Source organism: Legionella navarrensis (assembly GCF_052527415.1).
Map to the genome: position 1 here is coordinate 109,857 of NZ_JBNVZR010000004.1, position 25,402 is coordinate 135,258.

Below are 25,402 nucleotides of genomic sequence, written 5' to 3' on the forward strand. Positions count from 1 at the left end.
TGGCAGCTCCAGATTTAACAGTATCATCACAATTTATGTCGTAATTATTTTCAAAAAGACAATATTGAGTTACAATTGACGAAAATTAACCCTGGTTGTAAAAATATGAATATAGATGCAATAAAACAAATGGTACAATTCTCGGAAGCTGTTTATGAAGGGATTGATAAATCATCATTCAAAGAGCTGACTGAGTTCTTGCACACATTCAGCAAAATTTATGAATTTTTTCAACGCAGGGAGTTATACAGGAAAACCGGAAAAGCCTGTTCCCCTGAGTATAGGGATTTTTTTGATAAACACGATTCCGATCTGGAGTGCCTGAGCGGGAAAACGCTGGCTTTGGCTGACTCGATTGACAGAGAGTTCAATAAATTCCGATCGCCTGCTGACCCAGTTTTGACTGGGCGTTTTTGTTCTTTTTTTAGGGAATCAACGTCAGGCTCAGCATCATCCAGTCAGGTTGATGAGGCGGTTGTAACGCGATCTGCCAATAATGATGAAACGAATCAGGATGATTTCTGTGGTTTTGAACCAGGCTTTTTGAAGTTTTAAAAAAAGCCCAGCATAACGACAAAGGGAGCCAGCAGGCGGCTACACATGAGCTGCTGCTCTGGACAACCCCCTTAAGTCTGATTATTTTGATAATCAGACTTAATTACTTTGCGTCCAGAACGTTCACAACGTTATATTTATGGCCTATGTTACTGAAAGCGAGCCTTAGTTAATTTAGAAGGTATTAACCTGAACGGAACGCTGGACATTGGAAATGGGTGTGATCTAAGATCGTCATTGCCAAACAGCACTGCCTAACCAGGTCAGGTAATATCATTTGCTGTTCTGAAATATAATTCGGCTTTTTGTTAAGGTACGCATCGTGTCAGCATCATCACAGGCATTAGTAGAGACCCTTAATTCTGGGAAATACATAAAAAGCAAATTGGAACAAATCGACTACAATAAAATATTTACATATATTGCAGGGAAAATTTCTATTCCGCCACGTAAATCGTCACAAGAAGCTCTTGCTGATTTCAAATTACATTATCCAGCGCAAGAACAATGGCGATTACTCGTTGATGGTATACAGTACGCAAACCTGGTTAATACAGATTGGTTAATAGATGATACTATAAAATCAAAATCTCATGCTTGGGTTAATTATGAGTCAAGAGAACCTGGTTGTATTACTGGTTTTTTCTTGGCGTGGTATTACTGCATGCAAGAAATTGAGACGCATCCAGAATACACTGAAATTACTGTTGGTTTTATTAAAAATCTTCATCGATTAATTAATGTTGACGTGCAAAATGAAGACCTAACATATCAAGACAATCTGCCTGGAGAATTCAGGACAGTCGACGATGAGAATTTTTGCTTTAATATCCTTAGCACATGTAATCACCGATATACTCAGGAAGGGCTCGATGATTTAGTCAATGCGATACATGAAAATGTACTACCTAACGCGCAATTTCCCAAGGTTGATATACGTGGTTTAACTCAACTTCCAGAGGGGACTATACGCATAATTAAGTATCATCCCCCCAGGCCACACTCAAAACCTGTTGAAAGATCTTCATCATCATCAAGTCTATTACGTGCTTTCTTTGAAGATCAAGTGCAAAAAATTCTTAGTAATTACAATAAAAATATAACACTCGCCATAGCTGATGACGATAAATTAAAAATAATTGGCCAAACAGTTGAGGCTCTAGAGCGAACACATCCATTTGTGGATACAAATGGGAGAGTATTTGTTAATTTACTGCTTAATTATTTACTTATCAAAGAGGGATTTCCTCCCGTCACATTGATAGAGCCTAATGTATTTGATGCGTTTGCTAATCATGTCGATGTATTAAAAAATGGAATTGCTAATACCCTTGATATTTATAATGGGAATAAAAATTTATTTGGCTTTACTATATCTGATCCTGAACTCATTTCAAAAATGGATGGCATGATGGATAAGGCAAGACAAAAATTAGACGACATGATAAAAGAGAAAATTAAGTTGCCAACATATGAGGAGCCATTAATATCTCGACCCACAAAAAGTGCTTTGCAACTTAATTCAATGTTTATATGCCCAACTCCATCTGATGAGACGGAAATTACCGTTATACCTGGGACGTCAATCGGTTATAGTTTGAACAACGAAGACTAAGTCTCAATAGCAGTTTGCCCCAGCCAGTGGAGGCCTGCCATGAGGTTATCAAGCAGCCGGGGCTGACGCATGACTGGAATCGCTCTCAGGCTCAGCATGACTATTTATAAGCTGGGAGTTGTTTGTCAAAAAAAACATCATTTGTGGCTCTCGAAGCAGAATCGCCTGCATCAATATGTTTGTCATGTCCGTATATTGCAGATATTCATCATCAGATTCATCATCAAGCAACTGCCTGGAAATAGTGTCATGCAAATGGCATATTTCATTATTCAATGAATTCATTCCAATGTAATTTTGAGCAAGAATCGACCTTAGGCGTTCGATCTGAGGGTGAGTTAATTGCTCGTGTGGCTGTAATGCTGCCAAATCGGTCCGGATGAATGTTCTCAACCGATAATATAAGCGCGTCGTTGATGAAAGGTAGTCAAGGGTATATGAAAAAAAACCGATTCTGGATAAAGAACGATTTTCTTCATAGGTTCGCATGGCTTGATTTAAAAAATCTTTGGTTATCATTTAGAGGTTTCCTACGCTTAAATTTATAAAAATAATTATTTATCAGACAGATGCCAGAAAGATAAACTTTTTACGATTGTAGCCCCGATTAAAGCGATGATAAAATCTCACGTAAATAAAAGTGATTCGGTTCTCACTTAATGTATAGAAATATACCACATATTAATTTGTTGTAAAAAGTAATTTTCTTAAATGATTATCAAAATTATCGCGACCAATATTCTTGTAGCATAAATGCCCGGATACCCAGTTTAAGTGTGGCATAACCTTTTACCAAAGAAAAAAAATGAGTAATATCCCCTTCTGACTTTGTTGCTCGATGTAAAAAATAAAAGGATGTAAAAATGCCAGGTCCGGATTATGTTTCCAATAGTTCCACCTCCGCCCTTGAACTGGCAGCCAGGACTGTGCAGAGACGATGGCGAAAAAGACGTCATGAAAAAATTCAGAAACAGATTAATAACCTCGATTTAAGTACCCTATCCCTGGAAAATCTCCGAACACACGAAGCTCATTTAAGTGCCGGCCCTATGTTCGTTAGCCAATGCCAACTGGCTGGCTGTACAATTGAAAGCAAAGCGGCTTTCTTTATGACTGAGTGGGAAAAGAAAATTTTCTTGTTTGTCACGGATAATCTCAGCATACAAAACACGATAAAAGAAGAATATTGTCACGAAAGCTATCATCCTGGCGATGATTTAAACTCTTTGGCAGAAGGTGTCAGACAAGTTAAATATGCTCCCCGCCATCCTAATGCTTCATTTTCGCAGGCGAGTGATGGTGATACCTATTGGACCGTCGGGATTGCAACCCACCCTGCCCCTCCTGCATTTCGACATTCCGATACAAAAACCTGGTCTGTGAGTTTACAAGCTCTCAAAACGCAGGATCCTCATATTCTGGATTCCCTGTGGGTGTCCCCCTCTTATTCCGATACACAACACGCCTCCATGAGCGATCCCGTCCTCCTGGATGGCACTCGTTTTCATCTGCAATGTCATGACAGAGACAAAAGCATTACCTACCATATAGCTCGCCCGGATGGGAGCGCTTTTTCATGGGCAATCAGCACGAACCAACTGGTTTTCGCAGGCAAACATGTTATTCCGGGGCTTGCTTATCATCTTATCCTGTTATTGCGCATGGTTGGTGGATCTTATCCGCAACATCTTACTGAAGTGATTGAAAGCGATGTTCCCCTCAACGAAAAACAACAAATACTCTCTCAGGCTATGACTGCCCTGATGCCTGGATGGATGACAATTGAGGCCAAAATCCCCGTAAAATTCAACCGGAACAAACCTTATGTCCGTCTTTGTCAACCGGGTATTGCCCTTGCTGACCAACTTAATGAACTTGCCCATTCCTATATCCGTAACGGCGAATTGAACCAGTTAAACGCGATGATGATGCCTGATACCGCCATGATCAATCCTGTCGATGATCGCATAAAGCATTTGCTCAATACCTGCCATCAAAACAAGCATGGCGTTTACAGCCTGCTAAAAGCAGCTGTTTGTTCAGACAAGGACGACCCTGGCGCCCTGATATTGCTGATGGAATATGAGGTCAAACTTTACCCGGAGCCCTGTGTTTATATCAACAAGGCCATTATGAATAATAATTACGCGATTGCCATGTGCCTTACGCATTACGTTGATTCATTTGAGCACGTATCTTCTGAAAAGAATCCCTTGTGGTGTCTGTTATTCCATTGGTCAGGTCTCGATAAGCATGACGAATCGTATGCCCGCCAATCTAATGATCGAAATGATCTTCTGGAACTCTTGCTGGATAAGAAATGCCCGGTCAATATTCGCTCTATGGGAGGTTACCAAAGACCCGATGCCTGGAAGGAGTTGGGAATAACGCCTCTGGATCTGGCTATTGGCAGCGATAACGTTGTCGCCGTGTCTTCGCTGATTGCCCAGGGAGCCGATGTTGGTTTCACACATTGGTCGGGTTATTTTAATCGCGGCCCCTTCTGTATTGATTATCATGGGTATCTGCAAACCCGCTCGACATGTGTCCGAATAGACTTTTCTGCCGTCATGCGAGGCATTCTTGCCGAATATATTATCGATGTTCAATATGAGCCCTTGTTCTCACCGGAAGCCCTGGGGCAATATTTTACAGCGCATCAGGGAACATCACGTTCTGTTGCAGTTATCGTAACCGGTCAGCTTGCCAATGGAAAACCAGCTGTTTTGCTGGGGAAGCCACATTTTTGCCGCACATTTCAATTTCCCGAAGGCCCGGTGCTGCCAAACGAATCAATGATAGACGCGGGCTTGAGAATATTGACCCAAACAACCTGTCTTGATTTGAACGCTTTGATTCAAACTGGTGCGGTAAGAGCTGATGTTTTGGCCACCTTACCAATGGATGCCTATTCGCCAGCATCTTACGAATCAAGAGAAATTGGCTTTATTCACGTGAACGCTGGCTCGTGGATGAATGCGCTCTATCCTTACCCACAAAACGATTTAGGTGTAGCGAGAATTATTTCCATAGAAGACTTAAGACAACTCGGTCAGACAATATCATTTGCCGTCGACAGCCCGCTCAAGGCAAGCGCCAGTCAATTACTGGAGAGCGTTATTTGTCAACGAATACTCGATAAAAAGACGCTGGCGATTTTATTGAGTCTTGAATATCTGGTGGGAGATGAGCTTTTGTTTCATGACTTAATAAATATTGATACCAAATTCAAACCCGCTGAGCCTTATTCTCCGTATTACGAAAAGATGCTGGACGCTTTATTACACGATCCAGACGCTTTGTCAGCACTTGGTCTGTACGATATTGACTTTGCTTTGGCTGCCGTTTTGTTATATCCCGCAATGTTACAAGAAAAATCGTTCGCCAGCAGGTTGTTATCTTTGGCCACATCCGCCGATATGAAGGCGGATATCCTGGCAATCATCAATGGACGGGATACACCGGTTGAATGTCTGAAGAAATACATGTCAAATTTATCCAGGGATTTTCCTCTGGAGATACGTGGTTGCAACAAGATAAAAAAGATACGTTATCGTGATATGCAGCCCAGGTTACATGACGCCTCATTGTCTACATGCTCTTTGCCTGTTATCAGGGAGAATCCGGCGTTATTTTTTGTCAGTCCTGTTGCCGAAGCATCCCCGTCTCGGGTTTTACACCCTGCAAACGCTATGTGCCCAGATCTTTTGGGGTGCAGATTGATCTAGCAATGCACGCAAAGCCGATCTGCGGGACAAAAAATAAGGATAAATACTCTGCATTGATTCATTACCAGGTTATTCACATTTTTTGGGGATAACCTTGTGAATTAGATGCATATAAAGAAGCATTCAGGCTGTTCTATCCGGAGTATTACGAAAATTACAGGTTGTTCCCCGCTGATTTCGGTTTGTCCAATATTGATCATTGTGATTTCTATTGATACAATTATTTTCTTTTTATCACCAGGTGTTTCATAATGAGCGCTTTCCATTCCGAGATTAAAGAAAAACTTATAGAAGATCAGATTTCGGATTTAATCAAATCAGGCCGTAGAGATGATTTAATTTTTGAATCAACCGCAAATCCCCCAGTCCATATTGAACAATGGTTTATACGAAAAAGCAGTATGTCTGGCTACGTTACTTTAGGAGTACACGTTGATGGGAAGGCGAGCTGGATTAGAAGAACTGATAGTCAGCTGGATGAAATTTTAAATGGCAATTTCAAGTGTTTAGAGGAATTTAATTTAAAACCCGAGTTATCACAACTTGTTCTTCCTGAAAAAGCGCAAGAGTTTCTTCGCTCTAAGTCTTCTGTAACAAGTGCCTCTCATTCCGAGAACAACACCCCTTATACGGCAAAGCGAATTTTTGAACTCATTGGTTTAGGTCATATAAATTGTTTTATTTTTGAATCAACCGCAGATTTTTCTATTGGTGGTGATTATTGGTTTATAAGAAAAAGCAGTGAGCCTAATCAAGTTACTTTAGGAGTACTAATCAATGGAGAGCGTCGCTGGATAAGAATAACTCTTGATGAGTTGTATGAGGTTTTGGGCGGTAACTCCTCGTGGTTGGGGGTTGATGGTGGAACGCTAAAGCTATCACATCTTGTACTTCCTGAAAGAGCGCAACAGTTGATTTGCTCGAGTGATGAGCTAAAATCTGTCGCAGCCACGCATCCTCGTGATAAAACTTACACGCTTACACCCGAAGAGTTATCAAAAATTATTGATTCGCAGTATCTCAACTTTCTTTTATTTGAATACGCTGCAAGACCAGTGATCGCTCCTACGCAATGGTTTTTGCGTAAGAGCACGGAGCCGAATAATCTAACTTTGGTATGGCAAACCCTGGAAGAGAGTAAAACTTTAGAACTTACAACCACTCAAGTTGATGAGCTGTTATCTGGCGCTTTAGTGTCGGAAGTTGGCTTTCCACTGAAATTGTCCAATATAGTAGTTCCTGAAGGTGCGGCACAGTGTTTACCTCGGCTGCAAAAGCGGTTTCCACGTTTTTTTACCATTCTTGAGCCTGGTGAAACAGTTGCTACTATTGACAGCATTCATCCGGTATTGCGAAATTTTTTGATGTAGTTCATTTAAATCAAGCGACTTTAACTCACGTGATTTAAATAAAAAAAGTAATTGCTCAAGTCATCCCCCACCCTCGCTGCGCTCGGGTTCGGGATGACATGGGGAGTTACAAAAAAATTAATTTAACTGTTAGTTAACTGTATCCCGCAGGGAGAACCCTGTGTTATTTTTTGTCAGTCCTGTTGCCGAAGCATCCCCGTCTCGGGTTTTACCCCCTGCAAACGCCATGTGTCCAGAGCTTTTGGGGTGCAGATTGATCTAGCGATACACATAAAGTCGAAGGTTTATTGCTCCAGAATTAAAATAAAAGTACATTATGATTAACTTGAAATTAACTATTGAGGCAGCATAATGCCAACTGCAAAAGATCTTGCGGAATTTGAAGCTATTACAAAATCAAAACCAATAAAACATGTATTCGTTACTGGCGAGTTTAAGTTCAGAGTATTTCAATCTGGCAAAGAACAGGCTTTGATTGAACATCCTGACAGCCCTCTGGACAAATATTCCGTTAGAGTAGTGATTAATGACAAAGATACAGATGCGCAGGATAAGTCCATTGATTCGCCATTTGATCTCCCTGCAAAATATATAATTGATAATTTTTGGCCGTATTTATTGAGGGATTCTACCGCATATCGCTATTTTCTAAGGAGCTTTCCAGAGCTATGTTCTCCATACATAACTCGTGAAGAAATAGCAGAACGCTGTACTCATCGCTATGCCGGGAGCGAGGTAATGCTTGATCTATATGCACAGCGACCAGGCTCATCAGGCAAATCATATTCAGCAAGGCTTAACCGCAACCACTTATTTGCTCATGACGGAGATACAGCTGATGCGCCAGCCGAACCAACACCATCATGCTCGAGCAGTCCTGGCCTTTTATAGTAACGAAATCCAGCATCAGGACGGATTCAAATTCCCGTTTTTTGCGCAACCCAGACGGTTGCTTCTCCACATTCTGGATCTCTAATCTTATGTGCTAATACTTTAAAATTATTATCGTTAAGGATTTGTTCATATTCTTCCGTAGAAAGCGATGCGTGATATAGATCATGGCCTCCATTGTCACTCCAGACCTCTCCATATTCTGGTCCCGATGTAAAAATTAACAAACCATTTTGATACACATAAGATGCCAGTAATTTTAAGGTGCTGCGCTGATCTTCATGAGGTAAGTGAAAAAAACTATGCCAGGCGATTACGGCATGAAATTTTTCATTTAAATCCAGCGTGCGCATATCAGCCTGCAACCATCTTTCCTGCGGAAATCTTTGCTTACACCGATCAATCATTTTTTTACTGGCATCTATTCCAGTCACTGTATAACCGGAATTAATTAAAAACTCTGCTATAGGCTCTCCCGTCCCACACCCCACATCCAGGATTTTACAGTCAGGTGGAAGATGTTTTTGAATGAAATTTAAATAATACCGCTCCATTTTGAGATCTTTATTGCGGGCATTATCAAACCAGTCAATAATTTCATCATAAACCTGATAAACATTATCTTTATTTTTATTGGTCACTTAAACTCCATCTTCTTCGTGAACAAGCAATATCAGCTCGCAGGGAAAAGAACCATAATGCTCAACGTGGGTTCATTATAACTTTTCAATAAACTGTTCTAAATTGCGAATGACAGCCAGAAGAGATTGATTTAACTGGCTGGTTTCGTCAGCCTTAAAATCTCTGGTTGCGATTGATTGCATCATATATCCCTGCTTTTCCAGCTCCATGCAGGCCTTTTTAGCTTTTTCCGTCAGAAAAAAGTGGTAACAGCGCTTGTCTTTGGTATTTTGCCTTCGCAGGATTAATCCATCACGCTCCATTCGTTCCAAAATACCGACAACGGTTGGCTGCTTCAATCCGGCGCTTTTGGTAAGCTCTTTTTGATTCTGGCCGTCTTTCTCCCATAGCCTGACCAGAAAAATAGTCTGGCTATAGGTTACACCCAGTTCTTCCAGATTGATATTGGCCACGCGTTCGAACAGGCGCGCTGCCTTTTTTATTAATACGCCTGTGTGTTCATCAAGATTAAATGTCATTTCTTCCTCATTTCAGGGGCTGTTGATAATTGCTCTCCATCAGCCTGCCCATCGCGCTTTATGCGCGGTATCCAGACAATATTGAGCAATTCCCGGAATCTTATTGCAAACCTGGACCCCGCGAACGAGTCGCGGGGCGCAGGGATCTGAATTGTCAACACGCTCTAGTAGATCCGGTAAATTAAATAGGTGGCTATATATATTGACAGACTTATTGTCTCCGGTTAATCTGCCTTTCGAGAACAGACTCCCTTGTTCAACATTTTGAAAGGATATCAGATGTTAATTAATAATTTGCGTTTTATTTCCCTGGCTTCACTACTGTTCGCCGGATCCGCCAGTTCAGGCACTCATGCCCCCTTGCTTGCTGTCGTTGAAGAAAATGCCAACCATGTCAGTATCTACAATCCTGACTCTGGCAAAAAGCTTGGCAGTCTGCAGGTTGGCTTTTTACCGCATGAAATTGCAGTAACCAGCGATGGAAAAACGGCCTATGTCACCAATTTCGGAATCAGAGATTATGACAGTGGCTCGGGTACGCCTGGTGCGTCAATTTCCGTCATCGATTTACAAGGCCTGAGTGAAAAATACCGTTTGTATACGTTCGATCCGGCGGATTATAAGGATTATGGGCAAATTGACAGTGCACCGCACGGTGTCAAATTACGTCCTCCCTATGAAAACCAGTTGTTCGTGAACGTCGAAAAAGGCAATAAGGTTTTGGTTTTTGACGTGAATGAGAAAACGCTGGTTAAACAGATCCCTGTAAGCCCCAACACGCATAATCTGTTTTTTTCTCCGGATGGCAAAACGCTGTGGTTGATGGCTGGCAAGGATGGCGTCATTCGTGTTGATGCCGACTCGGGTCAGGTTACCGGTTCAGTAACACTTCCTGGTGCTGTACGTGGGCTGAAATATACCCCCGACAATCGCTATTTGATGGCCTCAGCCGTTAATCAAATCGTTTTTATCGATCCGGACAGCATGACCATTCAAAGGCAGTTCGACGCCCTGGGCGTTGGTCCCATTCTTTATTCCGATATAACTCCTGATCAACGCTATATCATTGCGCCCGCTGCCTTTGATCATCAGGTTATTGTTATTGATGTGGCAGCCGGCAAGGTCATTAAACGACTGGTTACCGGATTGAATCCTATCAATGTCCTTATAAGCCCTGATGGCCAGTTTGCCTATATATCCAATGCTACGGATAAACATATCTCAAAAATTGACCTTAATACGTTTGAGGTAACAGCCTTCCGAACGCATGAAGGGCCAAATGGGTTGGCCTTTATTCCCTCATTTGAGAATAAGGCGCATAAAACCCTGACATTGGGTGTGGCACTCCCCTTCACCGGCCCGGATGGCCTCAAGGGACGTGAAATGATGCGCGGTTACGAATACTGGCGCAGCACCTTGACGAAAGCAGGTGGACTGGTTATTGATGATCAGGCTTATGATGTGAGCATCGTTTATCTGGATACGGAATCGCAACCGGAAAAACAGACGTCCCTGACCAAAGAGTTGATTAGCCAATACAAAGTGCAGGCCCTGCTCTCCACTTACGGTGATGCGGCGTATGCACTTGAACAAAAACAAGCCGAGTCGGCGCATATGTTGATTACGCCAAAACTCGCGGAGGCCATGCCATGGCAGCCTGACGATCTGGCCAGAGGGCGCGATTATTTTATAACAACGCATCTCTATGAGCAGGGTTATATCGCACAATACAATTTCAAACCATCATCCTGGTCAGCGCAGGCCACCACAACGGGGTTGCTGCTGCAAAATGCGCTCCAGACAGCCCACTCCTTTGATAAGGATGCGGTAACCAGAGTATTCAATGAATCGCGGTTTGATTTCTTTTACCCATACTTTGGGAGTGCCAATTAATGTTCATGCAGATACGCGTGTTATTGATGTCCGGCAGCATCTTGTTTTCGAGCGCTGTTTTTTCTGCCGATCCCATCGATTATGTCTTTGATCCTCTGGATCAAAGACATGTACTTTATGTTCCTGAGAATAACACCCCTGCCCCGGCAATTCTGATGCTGCATGCCAGTACGGGTATTGAAAAAGTGAATTACGATTGGGCAACGCGTCTCAAGGATCGTGGCTATGTTGTCTATATTATTGACAGCTTCAAGCCTCGCGGCTGGGAAGACAGGCGTTCCGTTGGTTGGGAGAAAGCAACCCAGGCACAACTAGAGGATGTATTACCAGCCTTTGAATATCTTCGTCAGCTTCCCTATGTTGACGCGTCACGCATCGGCATCCTTGGTTTTTCCATGGGAGGATTTGATGTATTGAAGGTCATGGAAGCAAACCCGGAGCCAGTGCAAAGCTGGCATAATCTGCCCTTTAAAGCGGCCGCCTCCTTTTACCCCGTATGTCATCGTATGGCCGAGAGTACACGACTACGAAAAAACAGCAGACTTTTTATTGGCGAGGATGACGACAGAGCGCCCACATCCGATTGCATCCGTTTATTAAAAGACAGTCAATCCTCAGAGAATTCCGTGTCCATTTTGATTTATCCAAATGCATTGCATGGATTTGATAACTTTGAATTCCCTGAGTCCAAAGAAATTGTTGATGAACAGGGTGAGCTTTATCATATCGGTTTTAATGAGACGGCAAGACAGAAATCCCTGCAGGATATGCCTGATTTTTTTGATGCTGTATTGAATGAGGCACGTTGAACGATGAAAACAATTACTATTATCGGCATGGGAATCAGCGGAACAGCAAGCTTTTGCCAGGTCGTAAACCATTTGTTATCCATGGAGCCACGGCCTGATCCCGACATAACGATTCATCTTTTTGAAACCCGGGAAGATCATTTTGCTACAGGCGCCGCCTATCGGATCGACGCGCCAGCTATCTGGACGTTAAACAATCCAGCAAAGGATTTCAAATTTATTCCAGATATACATCCCTTAAACGTCTGGATTGCAGAAAATCGCGCAGAGTTGCGCAGGCAATTTCCGGATATGAATGAAGAATTTTGTCCTCGCGCGGTAGTCGGGCATTTCCTGAAGGCGCACTATGCAAGTCACAAAAGCAAAGCGGAAGCTCATGGTATAAAGGTAATCGAGCATTTTGAGCAAGTACTTGAGTTTGACGCACTGGACGCAGATAGATGGGGGCTCAAAACCCAGACATTACAAATGGAATCCGACTTTTTGTTTTTGTGTTTCGGACATATACCTGCACATCATTACCCCGATCTGGAATCAAAGCCCGGTTATTTTTCAGTAACAACGCCACTCGCAGCTTTTGATGATATCCCGTCAGATGCGCCGATTCACATATTGGGTGGGCAAGCCAGTTTTGTTGATTATGCTGTCTGGCTGGCGGTAACCAAAAATCATCAGGGAACGATGACCTCTTTAACCAGAAATCCATCCATCATTACAACAAAAGGCAACCCGGACACCTGTGACACGGCACCTTTGGAAGCATTGAAGCAATCACTCCTCCGTCTGACGCCCTGTAGCTTACCCTTTTCATCTGCAAGGGATTCCTTTTGGCGAACATATAAGGCTGCTGCCAAAGATCCTGTTGATCCTCTGGCACAACCCTCAACTTCCATGGCTTTATCTTATCAACTGGCTAAATATGAAAAACGCGCTGTGCTGCCGGAACTCACGCCTTGCGGAAACATCGATGAATTACGATCATTTGTTAAGACCTTCTATTTTAATGGCACCTATGAAGCATTTTGGACAGCGTTAACCTATGAGGGAAAAGAGTCTTTTAACAGATTAATGTTCACGCAAATCATGGCTTATTTAACAGGTATTACCCCCGTCAATACGCAATTACTGTTGGAATTGTACAATAGCGGTCAAGTTATGGAAAAATCGGGATTGACCTCTGTTGGCTATGATGAGCAAAGTCAGGAGTTTCTCCTTTATTTTGCAGCAGGTGAGACAGAAAAGGCGAAATACCTTATTGACACGTCAGGCTATAGTTATGACATCCGTCATTGCAATACGGACTTGCCATTGCTTAAAGGGGCTGTAGCCAAAGGCCTGCTGGTTCCAAAACCGTTTGGTGGTATTGAAATAAATGACGCAGGTCAGCCCATAAATCTGAATGGGAAGGTTCAACGCAGCCTCTTTTGTGTTGGACCGGTTGCCTCTTTCGGCGACAAATACCCGACACCGCACGCTTCTTTTCTTGTTTTCAATGCATCGGATACAGCAGCAACAAGACTGAGTGATGATTTGAAAATACCGTCTGGCGCGAGTCAAAGCTTCAGTAACAATTAATTATCAGGATTGACTTACGGCAATATCTTCTTTATTTCGGGCTAATGCCGGATCAACCAATATGAGTGGCATTTTGAGATATTTCTTACATAAACAAAATCCTCTTGCCGTTTACTGAAAACCAATCGGTTGATAATCTATCATTACGAGGCGAGCAATTGAGAAGAAATCAAGGACGATGATTTTGCCAGGATGGCTATTCTCAATTCCGCACTCGACCAATTTGTAAATCCAGATAAAACCTCAACAACAGACGATTAAGACCCCAGAACTACCTTTGTGAACGTTGTGAACGAAAATCCATTAAGGTCTGATTGTCACAGTAATCAGACCTAAAGGATTAGCTTTCGTGGGCTCTCCTATCCTTAACCCTTTGACGCAATCAACTTTTTACAAAAAATACATCCACAGATTAGAGTTAACAACACGTGGATACGGTCAATTATTGGGTTAAGAAACAAAGCCGTCCTGTGTTATAGTTCCCAGGCAACAAAATCCTGAACACCCGGAACTTGTCCGCGCTAACCGAGCCGTGACCGTCAAAACGTTAAGCTGAATGATTCACTTAACGTTAGCCAACTTTACCACCATCTGACGGTCACAGCTCGGAAACTATTTTTTCTTATTATTTAGAGGGATATAATGAATAAAAAAGCTTTGGTTACTTTTGTTGTCGCAGGAAGTATTTTCACAGCGCCCCTGTTTGCTGCAAATTTTTTGCATAAATTAAGGCTTGACAAGCTGCCTGTGCATGCGGCTACAAAATCGACCGCTAATAAACCGGGGCAAAACCACACTGATTTTTCAGGGAGCTGGGCTGGTAGCTGCTCGGTTGATGGTAAAGATGTTCCAATAAACTTCACTGTATCAAATGATGAATTAAGTTTTAATTTTGAGGGTGATGAAATGCAAATAGGTTCCCTCAATACTAAATCAACATCAGAACAAATATATTCGAATGTTGAACATAGGTCGCTTGAATGGAGCGAAGACATGTCTACCCTAACAATAAAAAGCGTGACATTGATGAAAGGGCATACTTCCTATCCCTATAATACCTCCAGTCCAATAGTGACATACATCTCTCAAAGCACTTTGTCTTTAGACAATGGACAGCTGCTCATGAATGGGCGAATGTTAAGTCTGCTGGATATGGAGCAGCTTGACGGACTACAGAACTACTCTTGTGTTCTCAATAAAAACCAGAACTAAACAGCATAGTCAAAATCATTCGACCCGGAAGCAATCCGGGTCAGAAAAATTCCTACAAGGTCTGGCGCTCCGAAACTTTATTGAGAGGCCACCAAACTGGCTCCATTAAGTCGAAACTAATTCATATCGTTCGTGACGTGGTCAAGTAATTTAAGACACACCAGTTAAGCCAGATTTTACAATTAATCAGACTTAGCGTGGGTGCACCCCTACCATAAGCCGAAATAATTATTTGCTCATTGCTTTATGTAATTGTCTTTGTTCTATATACAATTTCTCTTCCGGAGTCCGGCCTTTATTTTGGGCAGTTCCCATTGCAGCGATGACCTGACTTTGAATAGACCAATACTGTTTACCATCTTTACCCATCTGCCATACATTACTAACCTCTTTTTCTGACAAAGGTAAATATGAATCCAGATCCTCAAAGGAGATGCGATTCAATGAAGTACGTTCACGTGCTCGCCAGCGTTGATGCCATATTTTTTTATCTTGCCGCTCGCTGGCACAAGTAGTTATCCCCATAATGGGATTTTTTCTGTGACTACGACTCATAGCAATGCCCCCATTTTTAACAAATCAGACTCTCTGTTCAAAACAATTAATCAACTCCTCAATTTGCCTGGGATCTTTATCTAAAAGAACAAATAAGCTACTCAACGATTTTGGTGGAGGACACTCTCCTCTTTCATAACGACTGAATCCATTAACACCACCACCGAAATATTCGGCGGCTTCTTTTTGATTAATATGTAATTTTTTTCTTATGCGACGAATATCATCAGGGGTAAGCAAATGATCAACTTTGGCCTTATGCGTTTGCATTTCCTTCATCGTGATATGGGTATCTTTATCTGTTAATACGCCTTCTCCACAGGTATCACACCATTCTCCTGGTTGATTTATAAAGGTTGTTTCTCCTTTGTACGTAAAGGGGATTTTTTTTGTTTTATATTCGCAAGTATTTTCCCCGCATACCATGCACTTTTTTTTAGTCATTTTGTGACTCCTTAAATGAAAGAAGTAGTTCATTATTTTCATTAATTTGGAATTTAATATATAAATCAAAACCTTGAAATCGCGAGCGATATACATCTTGCCACGCAGAAAACTTTAAATTGTAAGGTGGCATTGATTTATAAAAATTTTTCCTTGTTAATGCCTGAATAGCATTAACAATAATATTGAGTTTTTTTAAAATCTTTATCCTGATAATCCCTAACTGTCCATTATGGTATGCACGGCCCGATCTAAATAGGCCGTGTTTCACAAAACGATATAAAAAAAGAGAGGGTTTTATGTGTTGCTGGATTCTTTGGGATTCACTTCACTGCCAAGCCGCATATAATCTCACTTGTGCAATCGACTTCTAACCAGGCTAATTTCAGTAGCCATCTTCACTCCTTCGACAACAGCCAATTGAAAACTTCAAGCCGCCGTTGCAACGGCCGGAAGCACGAGCTTCCCTCTATCTAACTCGAAAACTCACGGTTTTGTTTAAAGTTCGCACTTCTATCAAAACCGGAAACCCTCAACTTTTCAATGGGTTGTGTCAGATTAAGTCGAAACTAATTCAACTTAAGGGTTGGCACCGTCCTGATTGCCACATCTAAGCGTTTTTAAATGTTCAGTCCATGGTGCAAATTTAAGCCTGTCAGAGTCGGATGCATTCAATAACATGGTTTTCATAAAACATGGTTCAGTAAACATTGTATCAACAAATCTGACCCACTCACCTTCCAGATCCCTTCTTACCTTATCTGCTTTTTGTCTTGCCAAGTGCCCACGAAAAAATGATTGTATGGTTGTCGTGGCCTTTACTTGCCCCTCTAGTGAAGACTTATGAATAGCAACTTGCACAGAAGATAATATCTCCATAAGGATCTGATTATCACCTTTGATAGATAATGTATTTTTTTCTTTGCTTGATATGACAACCATATTTTCCAAAACCTCCTGATATAGAATCGTATTTATGGCTTCAAGTTCAGGTAAAAGTTTCTGTATTCTTTCGATAAGCGTGGATTGACGGCTTAATCTTGCATCCAGAAGACGGTTTTCCAATCTATCCATCATTTCTTTTAATTCGCTTTCCTCACTACTGCAAGTTATGCGCATATACCCTTTGTTGCCTTTCATACCAAAATACGACAAAGGCGCTGTCATAATTTTATCTTTAAACAACAAATAATAGGCAAGTTCTTCATCTGTATGGACTGCTCCAGTCTTACCTAAAGCACGTTTTGAATCTTCCGGTAGGTCAAGGCCAAATAAATCGCTTAAATCAGTTAACACGTAAAAAGTTGCTTCTGTTTTGTAGTTGGAATCGGGCATGGTTGCCCCCATGGCCTTCAAACGCATTGACACGTAATCAACTTTTTTTCTATAAAAATCCAGACGTTTTTCTCTTTCGTCACTACCGAATACAGCCATAGTGCGTGCATATACAATTTGTGAAGAACGCGGGGCATGCCCCATCAAACTTATGTTTTTGGTTAACAACTCACTGGATATTTTAGCATCGAATGACATCAGTAAAGCCATACGTTCGCCAGCTGCTGAGAGTCCCTTGGTTGCAGAACGCATCATGATAATTCTTTCTTTCAAATCAGGTGCCATCTTAAGTAAGGATGGCATTTCTGCATAACACATCTCGGCATATGCTTCATCCAAAATGATGTGCATGTCAGGATATTTACGGAGAACTTCAGCTATGTTAAGAAGCTCTTCTTCATTAATGACGGTTCCAAGTGGATTGGAAGGATTGCAAATCAATATGGCCTTTGGATAACCATTATCATTTTTTGCAAGTTCCATAGCTGATTTAATGCTTGAGTCTATTGCCTCTGCGGTCAATCTATATCCTGGCTCCTTCATCACATCCACCGGATGAAGTCTGTGCATTGGATTGTCTGAATACAACGTGTAATGAGGAAAAGGTGTGATGATGCGATATCCTGGTGTGTCTCTGTAGCGCTCGTTTAGCATTTCAAATATGGTTCGAATGGCTCCCGCACCTCCTGCTGTAAAAAGCACATTCTCAGGATTAATTTCTGCCTGATACCAGGATGACATGGCTTGAGCCATTATCGCTCTTGCTTCATCGTCCCCTTTTGGATCCCCATAATCTACAGCAGCCCCTTCTTTTACTACGTTAAGATTTTGCATGGCAACTTTGGCTATTTCCTCTATTTTCTGCCAATATGCCAAAAAAAATGCAATAGTATTGAGATCAATAGGATAGGTAGGTTTCCCCATTCCTGCAGAAATAAATACACCAGCTTCTAATGATGAACCTTCCTGTATAGATTCCTCTATTAAAGTCCTTGTCCATGTTGATAACAACATGATTTTGTCCATTTTGTCAGCGGACTGGCCTTCTGGTGTCAACATTATAAACCTTCCTGTGACTACTTTATGGTTTCTCTGCTAATATTTTGATTATACACGATCGAGATTATGGACGTCTAATGCACAGAAAAAACCGCGGATTTCGCTTAACCCTGGAAGAAATGGGTGATTTTCTTGCAAAATTCTCGGAACATAGCGAGCAAGTCTACTGGATTAGTAGCCCTGATTTTTCAAAAATTCAGTATATTAGTCCATCTTATGAAAAGGTCTGGGGGCGCTCACGGGAAGAGTTATACAACGCACCTGAAAAGTGGCTTACTTATTTTCACCCCGATGATGTAACAAATCACAACCCTCTTGAAAAAATGGCTGAAGAAATTGATCGCTGCGGTGAAAAGGCCAGATACTCCACAAGTTATCGAATTATAAGGCCAAATGGAGAGATTCGCTGGATAAAAGATAGTGGCTTTCCTTTGATAAATAATGAAGGTGTTTGTTATGGAGTAACTGGAGTGGCAATCGATGTTACGGAAGAATACAACCGAGCAGACACACTAAAGATGGCTAAAGAGGCCGCCGAAGCGGCTAACAAAGCAAAAGATGAATTTATCCGTAACATGAGCCATGACATTCGTACTCCGCTGGCTGGCATTATTGGGATGTCATCAATTCTTGAAAATGAAGCCATGACTTTGGAGGAAAAAGAGCGCGCACATATGGTTAACATCAGCGGCGAACAACTTTTGACCTTACTGAACAGCGTTCTTGATATCATCGCGACTGGAAGCAAAAAAGAAAATCAGGTTAATAAGTCTCCTGTTAAAATACGGACACTCATTCAAAGTATTGCTGATCTTGAATTGCCCACCATAAAACTGAAAAACCTTGACCTGCGAGTTACGTTGGCTGACGATTTACCTGAGATAATCGAAACCGATGAGATAAAAATTCATCGTATATTGCTTAATATTTTGGGAAATGCCGTTAAATTCACTGAAAAAGGTTATATTGAAATCGGAGCAAAATACATAAGCCACAAAACGCATGAACATCGAATTGAGTTTTATATCAGGGATACTGGTTTAGGAATTAACGAGGAAGATAAGGACAAGATTTTTAAAAAATTTTTCAGAGGAACGTCCTCTTATCAGGGCATATACGCAGGGCATGGTGTCGGCCTGCATATCGTAAAAAGGTATATACAAATATTGAAAGGTAAAATTAACGTCGAATCTGCACCAAACGAAGGAACAATTTTTACAGTATCAATTCCAGTTAAATTGATTAAATGTAAGCCTGATTTACCTGAATCAACCCTCCCCTTCCCTGCAACGACTACCATCAAGAACAGCTGCTCATCTGATTCTGGTATACAAATTTTATTAATTGAAGATAATGCGATCGCACTCAAAACCGCTGAGAACATCCTTGGCAAATTCAACATTGGCTTTAAATCTGCCACAAATGGAGCCATGGCTATTGAACTTTTCAAAAACAATACATTTCATCTTGTATTATCAGACATAGGATTGCCGGACATATCAGGATTTGATGTGGCACGACATTTCAGAAAAATAGAAAACGAGCATAAAAGAATGAAGGTTCCCGTGATTGGGTTGACAGCGCACTCAATCATGGACACCGAACATGAGGCGCTTGAATCCGGCATGAATCAGGTAATCAGCAAACCTCTTCGCCCCGATCATGTTCAGGATTTGATAAAAAATTACGAACTACATGCAGCTAACCCTGCCAGCAATAAAGATACACAATCATCCCTCTCATCCGTAGTAAAAAGAGATTTACCAGAAAACGACAGTGAGCTATTTGAACTTGAGCAATTTGCTCTCTTTGATGAGGAACTCGGTATAAATAGTTGTGGTGGACGCGAATCTTTAAGAGAGTTACTGGAAATGTTGGTTACATCTGAACTACCCATTGATAGCCAAAAGATGCAGCATGCTTTTAACCAACAAAATTTCGCGGAAGTTGAAAATCTGGCTCATAAAATAAAGGGTGGCGCTGTATATATTGGTACCGTCCGAATGAAGTTTGCCTGCCAATATCTGGAGCGTTACTGGAAATCTGGCGAGCGTGAATTGTTTGCGCCTCTTTATCATCAGGCAATCAGAGTCATTGATGAAACGACTGCATGCATCACCCGATGGTTAAAATAATTTCATTCTTTGCTCAAACCTATCTGACGAAAGGAAACAAATATTTTTTTATCTGGTGCACAAGCTTATCCACAGATTTTGGGGATAAGCTTGTTATTAAGCATGATCTATTGACCAGATTCATAGACCCCTTTGGTTTGCTTAGCAACCACGTTATATTATTGCAATAAACAGAATTACACTTTACCTCCCTCTTTGATCCTGTCTTTTCTAATATCTAATGCGGGTTCTGTGGAAGAAACGCCAAAAGTGCCTAATCTGAGATAACGACCTAAATCAATGGAAAGATGATCAAATTTTTTATTATTTATCTATTTGCATTGCTAAATGTGGAAAGCCATCTTCTTCATAGATCTCTCCATGCACTTTAAACCCAAAGTTTTCATAAAATTGCTTTAAATAAGCCCGCGCAGAACATTGAATGCTAATTCCTGGAAAATTAATATCACAGTAAGCTAATAATTCTCCGATCAATTTTTTTCCATATCCTTTGGCACGAACAGTTCGTCCAGTAGCTACCCGACCAAATACAATATAATTTTCAATACTATCAGGAGGAAATAGACGAAGATAAGCTACCAATTGATCATTCTTCATACCTAATAAATGCAATGCAACAGCATCTTTTCCATCTGGATCAAGATAAGCACCGTTCTGTTCCACTACAAATACATCGGCACGTAATGCAAGAACAGCATAGAGCTGTTCAACAGTTAATTCAGAAAATTTATACCAATTAAAATTAATCATGAGATGCCTGTGGTCTATTTTTATTTCATATAAATATGCCGTCGTTGTATTACCCCGTCACTTGTTCGCTTTGATAGAGCTTCTTTCGTCCGAGCTGATATAAATTCCCGTTGAATTTGCGCAGCCAATCCTAAAATGGTTGCGGTTATGGTGGATTGCATAGATCCATCCAACACCATATTATTTTTTGCGATGTGCACCGATACACTTTTCTGAGCCGCCATCTCCATTATTTCCAGCACTTGAAGTGTCGAGCGACCCAATCTGGAAATTTCAGATGCAATGATGGCGTCACCTTTTTCTGCTTTTTCAAGAACACCGCCTATGGCTCGATCACGCCAGGTGGTTTTACCACTGACAACATCTTCAATAAATGTTAAAGAATTAATGCCGTGACTATTACAATAATCTAACACGCTTAGTTTTTGATTATTAGCATCTTGATGATCAGTTGAGACGCGTAGATAGGCAAAATTCGTCATATTTTCTGCCGTATATGAATAAAACCTAAAAACCAATTTAATTGGACGATAGTCGTAGTATTTTAATATCAATTAATATACGCTATTCGTCCCTTTTAAACCATCGTTTTTATGGACACTTAGGCAGAAAGAGAAAGAAATTACTGTAACCATCATTGAAATCAACATATGCCCAATACTAACCGTCTTTACTTGCTATCCGAAGCGGAGATCAGAGATCTTTATGCACGCCCCGATTTTAATAGCACCGAAAAGGCACTCTATTTTACACTGAATAGCTACGAACTCGATGCTCTAAATCATTACTAAAACATCAAATCGCTTGCAGCAATGAATCAAAAGATAAAAAGTACTTTTGGTGTAGATCCACTCACACTGGAATTGCGCATTACGTCTTTATTAGATGTAATGGAGAAGCAAATACAGTCCAAGTCTGAAGAAGAAAGAGAATCATACAAACTGAATATTCAGCAAATTATAGAACAAGCTGAGCCATCTATTGCGGAAGTTTTAATATGTGTACGCGACAATAATTTTACAAGGTTGAGATTCCAAATGATGATGCTGGCCCTATGTTCATTTCGTAAACTATTTGGCTGTGCCAGTGAGATGCATTTAGATATTGCCAATTTGATTAAAGAGAAGTTGACCGCATCTTATACTCTGACAAGCCAGAGTTTACAGTGATAAGTTAATGATGTGTGTGAATACGTGCATTTGGCACATCCACACATTTACTTAACCAGGCTCCCCCAACGCCGCGCTACGACGGGTCGGGGGATGGGGAGCAAATGTCAACAGCCCCTGGCTTAAGGTAGTGCCATTGGATCAAGACCTAACCTACCCCTCCTGCTCTCGCAGGGCCAGAAATATTGGCAAACTCACCCCGCCACCAGCACTGACACAGTTAGTAAACGTACCATTCAGCGGTATAATTGTACATTCAGACACACTACTGTCTCCGTTTGCAACGTAAGCCCTGTTTCCCACCGCATTCAGGGCGATACCGATGGGGCTGCTAAAAACACCAGGGTCTGAAGTAAACTGGCATGTACCAAACAACCCATCAGACAGAATCGGGCACACGGAAATACGGTCATTGTTAATATTGCTGATGTAAGCACGGGTATTTTCAGGATTCAATGCAATACCTGTCGGGCCATTGAACGATTCATCGGATTCGGTTGGCTGGCATGTACCAAAGCTTCCATTGTTCAGAATTGGACATAGATAAACCAGATTGGCGGATGAATCGGCCACGTAAGCGAAGGTGTTTGCCTGATTAAGAACAATGCCAACGGGTTGAGCAAATACCTCTTCTTCCCCGGTTGCATTCACGCAGGCTCCAAAGTGCCCGGTGTTGTCAATCGGGCATACCAGAACCTGATGAGAGCTGACGTTGCTCACATATGCGAAGGTTCCCGCTGGATTTAAAGCAATACCCTCCGCCCCAAAAAATGAAACACCAGAGTTACCCGAGTCTTCGCAAGAGGCGAAACTGCCATTGACGTTCACATGGCACAGAGACACGGTATCCGGTGCGTTATTGACCACATAGGCTCTATTCCCAGCGCCATTTAAAGCAATCCCGCGCGGAGTCTGAAACGTGACATTGGCATTGGTGCAGGCATCGAATGTTCCACCGTTGTTTATTGGACATATCAGAACATCCGTAGTTCCGGCGGTGACATAAGCCATAGGCATGCTGGTGGGCGGGGTTGCCGACAGAACGGCACTATAATTTTGGCAGGAAATGGGGCCGCTGCCATTAAGGCACAAGGTCAGACTGATGGTGCCAGGGTTCCCGGTGATGGCGATAGATTTTGTGGTCGCGTTATTGACCGAGAACAAACAATAGCCATTACTTGCCGGCTTGCAATCGACACCCGGATTGCTTATTCGATAACCCGGTGTGTTGATTTTGATGCCGGCATTGCTGTAGGTATTTGTTATGTTCGTGCGAATCTGGATCATGTTTCCGCTGCTGGTCACATCAAAAAACAAACCTGACGCCGCAAAACCAGCCTGGCAAAGCAAAAGCAGGGAGCCAATACTTGTTAAAATCCTTTTCATAATTCATTCCTCATTAAACTATCGATTAAAAGGCGGTAACCGCGCAAACCAGGGCTTGTGCATAATTATTGCCCGTCTTCAATGTGCTGAGCAGTTGGCTATTCTGTCCATTAAACCGACCTTCACCTAAATAGAAGAAACGATATCCGCATTCAAAAGGAAGATGTCCAAACAGATTATTTATTTTGATTCCGACACCACCCATGGCACTGAAGGCTGTGTGGCTTTTTCCGCTAAACACATTGCCAGGTATGGTGATGCCGCCATCCAGCGAGTTTTCATGATAAGAGGACGTATTGATAAAATTGGGCCCAATTCCAGCGTCCAGCGTCAGCGCGTATTTATCCTGGCCGTTTTTAATCTCGGCTTTGGCAGCGGCATAGACGGGAACGTTGCTGATTTTGTACTGATACGACAGATTGTTAAACAGGTTTTCCTGAATTATTTGACCCTGAACGCTTGTTCTGGCCAGATAAAAAGCATCAATCCCATAAGACAAACCCCAGGAGGCTTGTTGCGGGCCGTTGATAAAATACCCCAATCCCAACAGAAGATTGTTCTCGTTTTTTTTCGTCAAGGTGTATTGATCGCCAATCAATCCTTTTATATCAATATGTTGTTCCGCACCTTGCGAGGCATGAAACACACCCACTTGCAAAGGCATTTTTCCCTCAGACAGAGCAAAAGAAAAAGCCTGGCTGCTGACAGAAAAATAAAGCAGGGAAATACTCAACTTTGCTAATGTTCGCATAATCATCCTTAATCAATGCGGAAATATCCGGGCTGGGCACAAAATGAAAAGATCGTAATCAAAGATGATAAGGTATAAAATTGAAACATACAATCCATCTCTTTTTACAGTCAGGACGGCCGCATCTTGTGCTTGTATTTAGCACGATCTAACCGAGCCGCGACCGTCAGGAAGCGGAAACGTTAATAGCCCGCATCAACAATCGAGTAAATCGATTAGGGCCTGTTGACAATTCACCTTGCCGCCTACGTGCCGCGGCTTGTCCGCGGCATCCAGTTTGATGTACAAAGCAATATCATAGCGAGAGTGCTCAAGTACTCTATTGATAACTAAAAGCAAACTCATAATATATCGGCTCTCACCCAGATATAAAATGAGGTTGTAATGCCAGGACTGATGCTCAGTGATGAGCTATGGTCAAAGCTGAAGGAAATCATGCTACGGCACCGAATTTATGACAAGCCAAATCTTCATGATCGTTGAGGGCATGTTGTATAGAATGCATGTTGGTTGCCCTTGGCGAGACCTGCCGGCAGCATTTGGATGCTGGAATTCAATTTACCAACAGTTTAACCGTTGGTCATTCAAAAATAAATTGATACAAATTTTCAAGGCGCTTGCAAGTGGTAGCATTCCTGCGAGTCCAATATCAACACGGAAGCAGGATGAAATCATTCTACGTTTATATCATGGCGAGCAAGCGCAATGGGACATTATACGTTGGTTCAGCGGTGGATTTGATCAAACGTGTCTGGGAGCACAAACAGAAGGTGGTTCCGGGGTTTACTGCTACCTACAATACGCATATGCTGGTTTATTATGAAATCCATCAGAGCTATATCGAGGCTGCCCGACGTGAAAAACGTTTCAAGAATTAGCCACGCCAATGGAAAATAAACACCATTGAACAGTTGAATGCAGAATGGCGGAAGATATTTGCCGTTAATCAGATCGTATGGATACCGCGGACAAGCCGCGGCACGTAGGCGGCTGGGTGAATTGTCAACAGC

Annotated in this window: 22 protein-coding genes and 2 pseudogenes; 13 read left to right on the plus strand and 11 right to left on the minus strand. The window is 41.9% G+C overall.

The annotated features are described in order from the left end of the window. The first annotated feature begins 105 nt into the window (after positions 1-105). Both ACQUTA_RS04215 and ACQUTA_RS04220 read left to right on the plus strand, forming a co-directional pair. The gene (locus ACQUTA_RS04215) at positions 106-555 is read left to right on the plus strand and encodes a hypothetical protein (protein WP_444986953.1); all 450 of its coding nucleotides are present in this window, start codon (positions 106-108) and stop codon (positions 553-555) included. A gap of 322 nt (positions 556-877) precedes the next feature. Further along, positions 878-2,170 carry a hypothetical protein gene (locus ACQUTA_RS04220; RefSeq protein WP_444986954.1) on the plus strand — a complete coding sequence of 431 codons (1,293 nt, stop codon included), beginning with the start codon at positions 878-880 and terminating at the stop codon, positions 2,168-2,170. A 48-nt stretch (positions 2,171-2,218) separates the two neighbouring features. Here ACQUTA_RS04220 and ACQUTA_RS04225 read toward each other — a convergent pair whose 3' ends face one another. Next, complete coding sequence (locus ACQUTA_RS04225) at positions 2,219-2,689, minus strand: hypothetical protein (protein ID WP_444986955.1); 471 nt, start codon at positions 2,687-2,689, stop codon at positions 2,219-2,221. A gap of 344 nt (positions 2,690-3,033) precedes the next feature. On the opposite strand from ACQUTA_RS04225, the gene ACQUTA_RS04230 reads away from it, so the two are divergent. The 3 genes from ACQUTA_RS04230 to ACQUTA_RS04240 all read left to right on the plus strand — a co-directional run bounded on the left by ACQUTA_RS04230 (position 3,034) and on the right by ACQUTA_RS04240 (position 8,159). Then, positions 3,034-5,898: a hypothetical protein gene (locus ACQUTA_RS04230; RefSeq protein ID WP_444986956.1), complete on the plus strand. Its 2,865-nt coding sequence runs from the start codon at positions 3,034-3,036 to the stop codon at positions 5,896-5,898. Positions 5,899-6,149: 251 nt separating this feature from the next. Next, positions 6,150-7,268 carry a hypothetical protein gene (locus tag ACQUTA_RS04235; RefSeq protein ID WP_444986957.1) on the plus strand — a complete coding sequence of 373 codons (1,119 nt, stop codon included), beginning with the start codon at positions 6,150-6,152 and terminating at the stop codon, positions 7,266-7,268. Positions 7,269-7,619: 351 nt separating this feature from the next. After that, complete coding sequence (locus tag ACQUTA_RS04240; protein ID WP_444986958.1) at positions 7,620-8,159, plus strand: hypothetical protein; 540 nt, start codon at positions 7,620-7,622, stop codon at positions 8,157-8,159. A gap of 26 nt (positions 8,160-8,185) precedes the next feature. On the opposite strand, the gene ACQUTA_RS04245 is transcribed toward ACQUTA_RS04240, so the two are convergent. Beyond that, positions 8,186-8,800, minus strand: a complete 615-nt coding sequence (locus ACQUTA_RS04245; RefSeq protein WP_444986959.1) for a class I SAM-dependent DNA methyltransferase — start codon at positions 8,798-8,800, stop codon at positions 8,186-8,188. A gap of 75 nt (positions 8,801-8,875) precedes the next feature. Next, positions 8,876-9,319 carry a MarR family winged helix-turn-helix transcriptional regulator gene (locus ACQUTA_RS04250; RefSeq protein WP_444986960.1) on the minus strand — a complete coding sequence of 148 codons (444 nt, stop codon included), beginning with the start codon at positions 9,317-9,319 and terminating at the stop codon, positions 8,876-8,878. Positions 9,320-9,598: 279 nt separating this feature from the next. Here ACQUTA_RS04250 and ACQUTA_RS04255 point away from each other — a divergent pair, with 279 nt between their 5' ends. The 4 genes from ACQUTA_RS04255 to ACQUTA_RS04270 all read left to right on the plus strand — a co-directional run bounded on the left by ACQUTA_RS04255 (position 9,599) and on the right by ACQUTA_RS04270 (position 14,808). Further along, entirely contained in the window at positions 9,599-11,212 is a 1,614-nt protein-coding gene (locus ACQUTA_RS04255; RefSeq protein ID WP_444986961.1) for a YncE family protein, read from the plus strand. Beyond that, positions 11,212-12,021, plus strand: a complete 810-nt coding sequence (locus ACQUTA_RS04260) for a dienelactone hydrolase family protein (RefSeq protein WP_444986962.1) — start codon at positions 11,212-11,214, stop codon at positions 12,019-12,021. The genes ACQUTA_RS04255 and ACQUTA_RS04260 overlap by 1 nt, the downstream gene beginning before the upstream one ends. A 27-nt stretch (positions 12,022-12,048) precedes the next feature. Further along, positions 12,049-13,596 carry an FAD/NAD(P)-binding protein gene (locus tag ACQUTA_RS04265; RefSeq protein ID WP_444987005.1) on the plus strand — a complete coding sequence of 516 codons (1,548 nt, stop codon included), beginning with the start codon at positions 12,049-12,051 and terminating at the stop codon, positions 13,594-13,596. A gap of 642 nt (positions 13,597-14,238) precedes the next feature. Continuing rightward, entirely contained in the window at positions 14,239-14,808 is a 570-nt protein-coding gene (locus tag ACQUTA_RS04270) for a hypothetical protein (RefSeq protein ID WP_444986963.1), read from the plus strand. A gap of 228 nt (positions 14,809-15,036) precedes the next feature. Here ACQUTA_RS04270 and ACQUTA_RS04275 read toward each other — a convergent pair whose 3' ends face one another. The 4 genes from ACQUTA_RS04275 to ACQUTA_RS04290 all read right to left on the minus strand — a co-directional run bounded on the left by ACQUTA_RS04275 (position 15,037) and on the right by ACQUTA_RS04290 (position 18,201). Continuing rightward, entirely contained in the window at positions 15,037-15,363 is a 327-nt protein-coding gene (locus ACQUTA_RS04275) for a hypothetical protein (RefSeq protein ID WP_444986964.1), read from the minus strand. A gap of 24 nt (positions 15,364-15,387) precedes the next feature. Then, the gene (locus ACQUTA_RS04280; protein WP_444986965.1) at positions 15,388-15,807 is read right to left on the minus strand and encodes a type II toxin-antitoxin system MqsA family antitoxin; all 420 of its coding nucleotides are present in this window, start codon (positions 15,805-15,807) and stop codon (positions 15,388-15,390) included. Further along, positions 15,800-16,078, minus strand: coding sequence for a type II toxin-antitoxin system MqsR family toxin (locus ACQUTA_RS04285; protein ID WP_444986966.1), 279 nt, complete (start codon positions 16,076-16,078; stop codon positions 15,800-15,802). Before ACQUTA_RS04285 ends, ACQUTA_RS04280 begins: the two co-directional genes overlap by 8 nt. Before the next feature lie 308 nt (positions 16,079-16,386). Then, positions 16,387-18,201: an aminotransferase class I/II-fold pyridoxal phosphate-dependent enzyme gene (locus ACQUTA_RS04290; protein ID WP_444986967.1), complete on the minus strand. Its 1,815-nt coding sequence runs from the start codon at positions 18,199-18,201 to the stop codon at positions 16,387-16,389. Positions 18,202-18,278: 77 nt separating this feature from the next. On the opposite strand from ACQUTA_RS04290, the gene ACQUTA_RS04295 reads away from it, so the two are divergent. Next, entirely contained in the window at positions 18,279-20,336 is a 2,058-nt protein-coding gene (locus ACQUTA_RS04295; protein WP_444986968.1) for an ATP-binding protein, read from the plus strand. 303 nt (positions 20,337-20,639) lie between these two features. Here the strand turns inward: ACQUTA_RS04295 and ACQUTA_RS04300 are convergent, their stop codons facing one another. After that, on the minus strand, positions 20,640-21,086 hold the full coding sequence (locus ACQUTA_RS04300) for a GNAT family N-acetyltransferase (protein WP_444986969.1): 447 nt from the start codon (positions 21,084-21,086) through the stop codon (positions 20,640-20,642). Between the two features lie 20 nt (positions 21,087-21,106). Further along, positions 21,107-21,568 (minus strand): recombinase family protein, encoded by a 462-nt coding sequence (locus tag ACQUTA_RS04305; protein WP_444986970.1) that lies wholly within the window; start codon positions 21,566-21,568, stop codon positions 21,107-21,109. A 330-nt stretch (positions 21,569-21,898) separates the two neighbouring features. Here ACQUTA_RS04305 and ACQUTA_RS04310 point away from each other — a divergent pair, with 330 nt between their 5' ends. Further along, the gene (locus ACQUTA_RS04310) at positions 21,899-22,255 is read left to right on the plus strand and encodes a hypothetical protein (RefSeq protein ID WP_444986971.1); all 357 of its coding nucleotides are present in this window, start codon (positions 21,899-21,901) and stop codon (positions 22,253-22,255) included. A 153-nt stretch (positions 22,256-22,408) separates the two neighbouring features. Here ACQUTA_RS04310 and ACQUTA_RS04315 read toward each other — a convergent pair whose 3' ends face one another. Continuing rightward, on the minus strand, positions 22,409-23,641 hold the full coding sequence (locus ACQUTA_RS04315) for a beta-propeller fold lactonase family protein (RefSeq protein ID WP_444986972.1): 1,233 nt from the start codon (positions 23,639-23,641) through the stop codon (positions 22,409-22,411). Between the two features lie 25 nt (positions 23,642-23,666). Beyond that, the gene (locus tag ACQUTA_RS04320; protein ID WP_444986973.1) at positions 23,667-24,392 is read right to left on the minus strand and encodes a hypothetical protein; all 726 of its coding nucleotides are present in this window, start codon (positions 24,390-24,392) and stop codon (positions 23,667-23,669) included. Positions 24,393-24,776: 384 nt separating this feature from the next. Between ACQUTA_RS04320 and ACQUTA_RS04325 the strand changes: the two are divergent. Both ACQUTA_RS04325 and ACQUTA_RS04330 read left to right on the plus strand, forming a co-directional pair. Further along, a pseudogene (locus ACQUTA_RS04325) lies at positions 24,777-25,011 on the plus strand (transposase); the annotation flags it as partial. Positions 25,012-25,057: 46 nt separating this feature from the next. Continuing rightward, positions 25,058-25,378, plus strand: a pseudogene (locus ACQUTA_RS04330) (GIY-YIG nuclease family protein). Positions 25,379-25,402 lie beyond the last annotated feature (24 nt).

What these genes read in the sequence shown, in the direction of transcription:
- ACQUTA_RS04215 (WP_444986953.1), top strand. Translation starts at nt 106, where the DNA reads ATGAATATAGATGCAATAAAACAAATGGTACAATTCTCGGAAGCTGTT.
- ACQUTA_RS04225 (WP_444986955.1), bottom strand. Translation starts at nt 2,689, where the DNA reads ATGATAACCAAAGATTTTTTAAATCAAGCCATGCGAACCTATGAAGAA.
- ACQUTA_RS04230 (WP_444986956.1), top strand. Translation starts at nt 3,034, where the DNA reads ATGCCAGGTCCGGATTATGTTTCCAATAGTTCCACCTCCGCCCTTGAA.
- ACQUTA_RS04235 (WP_444986957.1), top strand. Translation starts at nt 6,150, where the DNA reads ATGAGCGCTTTCCATTCCGAGATTAAAGAAAAACTTATAGAAGATCAG.
- ACQUTA_RS04240 (WP_444986958.1), top strand. Translation starts at nt 7,620, where the DNA reads ATGCCAACTGCAAAAGATCTTGCGGAATTTGAAGCTATTACAAAATCA.
- ACQUTA_RS04250 (WP_444986960.1), bottom strand. Translation starts at nt 9,319, where the DNA reads ATGACATTTAATCTTGATGAACACACAGGCGTATTAATAAAAAAGGCA.
- ACQUTA_RS04255 (WP_444986961.1), top strand. Translation starts at nt 9,599, where the DNA reads ATGTTAATTAATAATTTGCGTTTTATTTCCCTGGCTTCACTACTGTTC.
- ACQUTA_RS04260 (WP_444986962.1), top strand. Translation starts at nt 11,212, where the DNA reads ATGTTCATGCAGATACGCGTGTTATTGATGTCCGGCAGCATCTTGTTT.
- ACQUTA_RS04265 (WP_444987005.1), top strand. Translation starts at nt 12,049, where the DNA reads ATGGGAATCAGCGGAACAGCAAGCTTTTGCCAGGTCGTAAACCATTTG.
- ACQUTA_RS04270 (WP_444986963.1), top strand. Translation starts at nt 14,239, where the DNA reads ATGAATAAAAAAGCTTTGGTTACTTTTGTTGTCGCAGGAAGTATTTTC.
- ACQUTA_RS04275 (WP_444986964.1), bottom strand. Translation starts at nt 15,363, where the DNA reads ATGAGTCGTAGTCACAGAAAAAATCCCATTATGGGGATAACTACTTGT.
- ACQUTA_RS04280 (WP_444986965.1), bottom strand. Translation starts at nt 15,807, where the DNA reads ATGACTAAAAAAAAGTGCATGGTATGCGGGGAAAATACTTGCGAATAT.
- ACQUTA_RS04290 (WP_444986967.1), bottom strand. Translation starts at nt 18,201, where the DNA reads ATGTTGACACCAGAAGGCCAGTCCGCTGACAAAATGGACAAAATCATG.
- ACQUTA_RS04295 (WP_444986968.1), top strand. Translation starts at nt 18,279, where the DNA reads ATGCACAGAAAAAACCGCGGATTTCGCTTAACCCTGGAAGAAATGGGT.
- ACQUTA_RS04300 (WP_444986969.1), bottom strand. Translation starts at nt 21,086, where the DNA reads ATGATTAATTTTAATTGGTATAAATTTTCTGAATTAACTGTTGAACAG.
- ACQUTA_RS04305 (WP_444986970.1), bottom strand. Translation starts at nt 21,568, where the DNA reads ATGACGAATTTTGCCTATCTACGCGTCTCAACTGATCATCAAGATGCT.
- ACQUTA_RS04310 (WP_444986971.1), top strand. Translation starts at nt 21,899, where the DNA reads ATGAATCAAAAGATAAAAAGTACTTTTGGTGTAGATCCACTCACACTG.
- ACQUTA_RS04315 (WP_444986972.1), bottom strand. Translation starts at nt 23,641, where the DNA reads ATGAAAAGGATTTTAACAAGTATTGGCTCCCTGCTTTTGCTTTGCCAG.
- ACQUTA_RS04320 (WP_444986973.1), bottom strand. Translation starts at nt 24,392, where the DNA reads ATGCGAACATTAGCAAAGTTGAGTATTTCCCTGCTTTATTTTTCTGTC.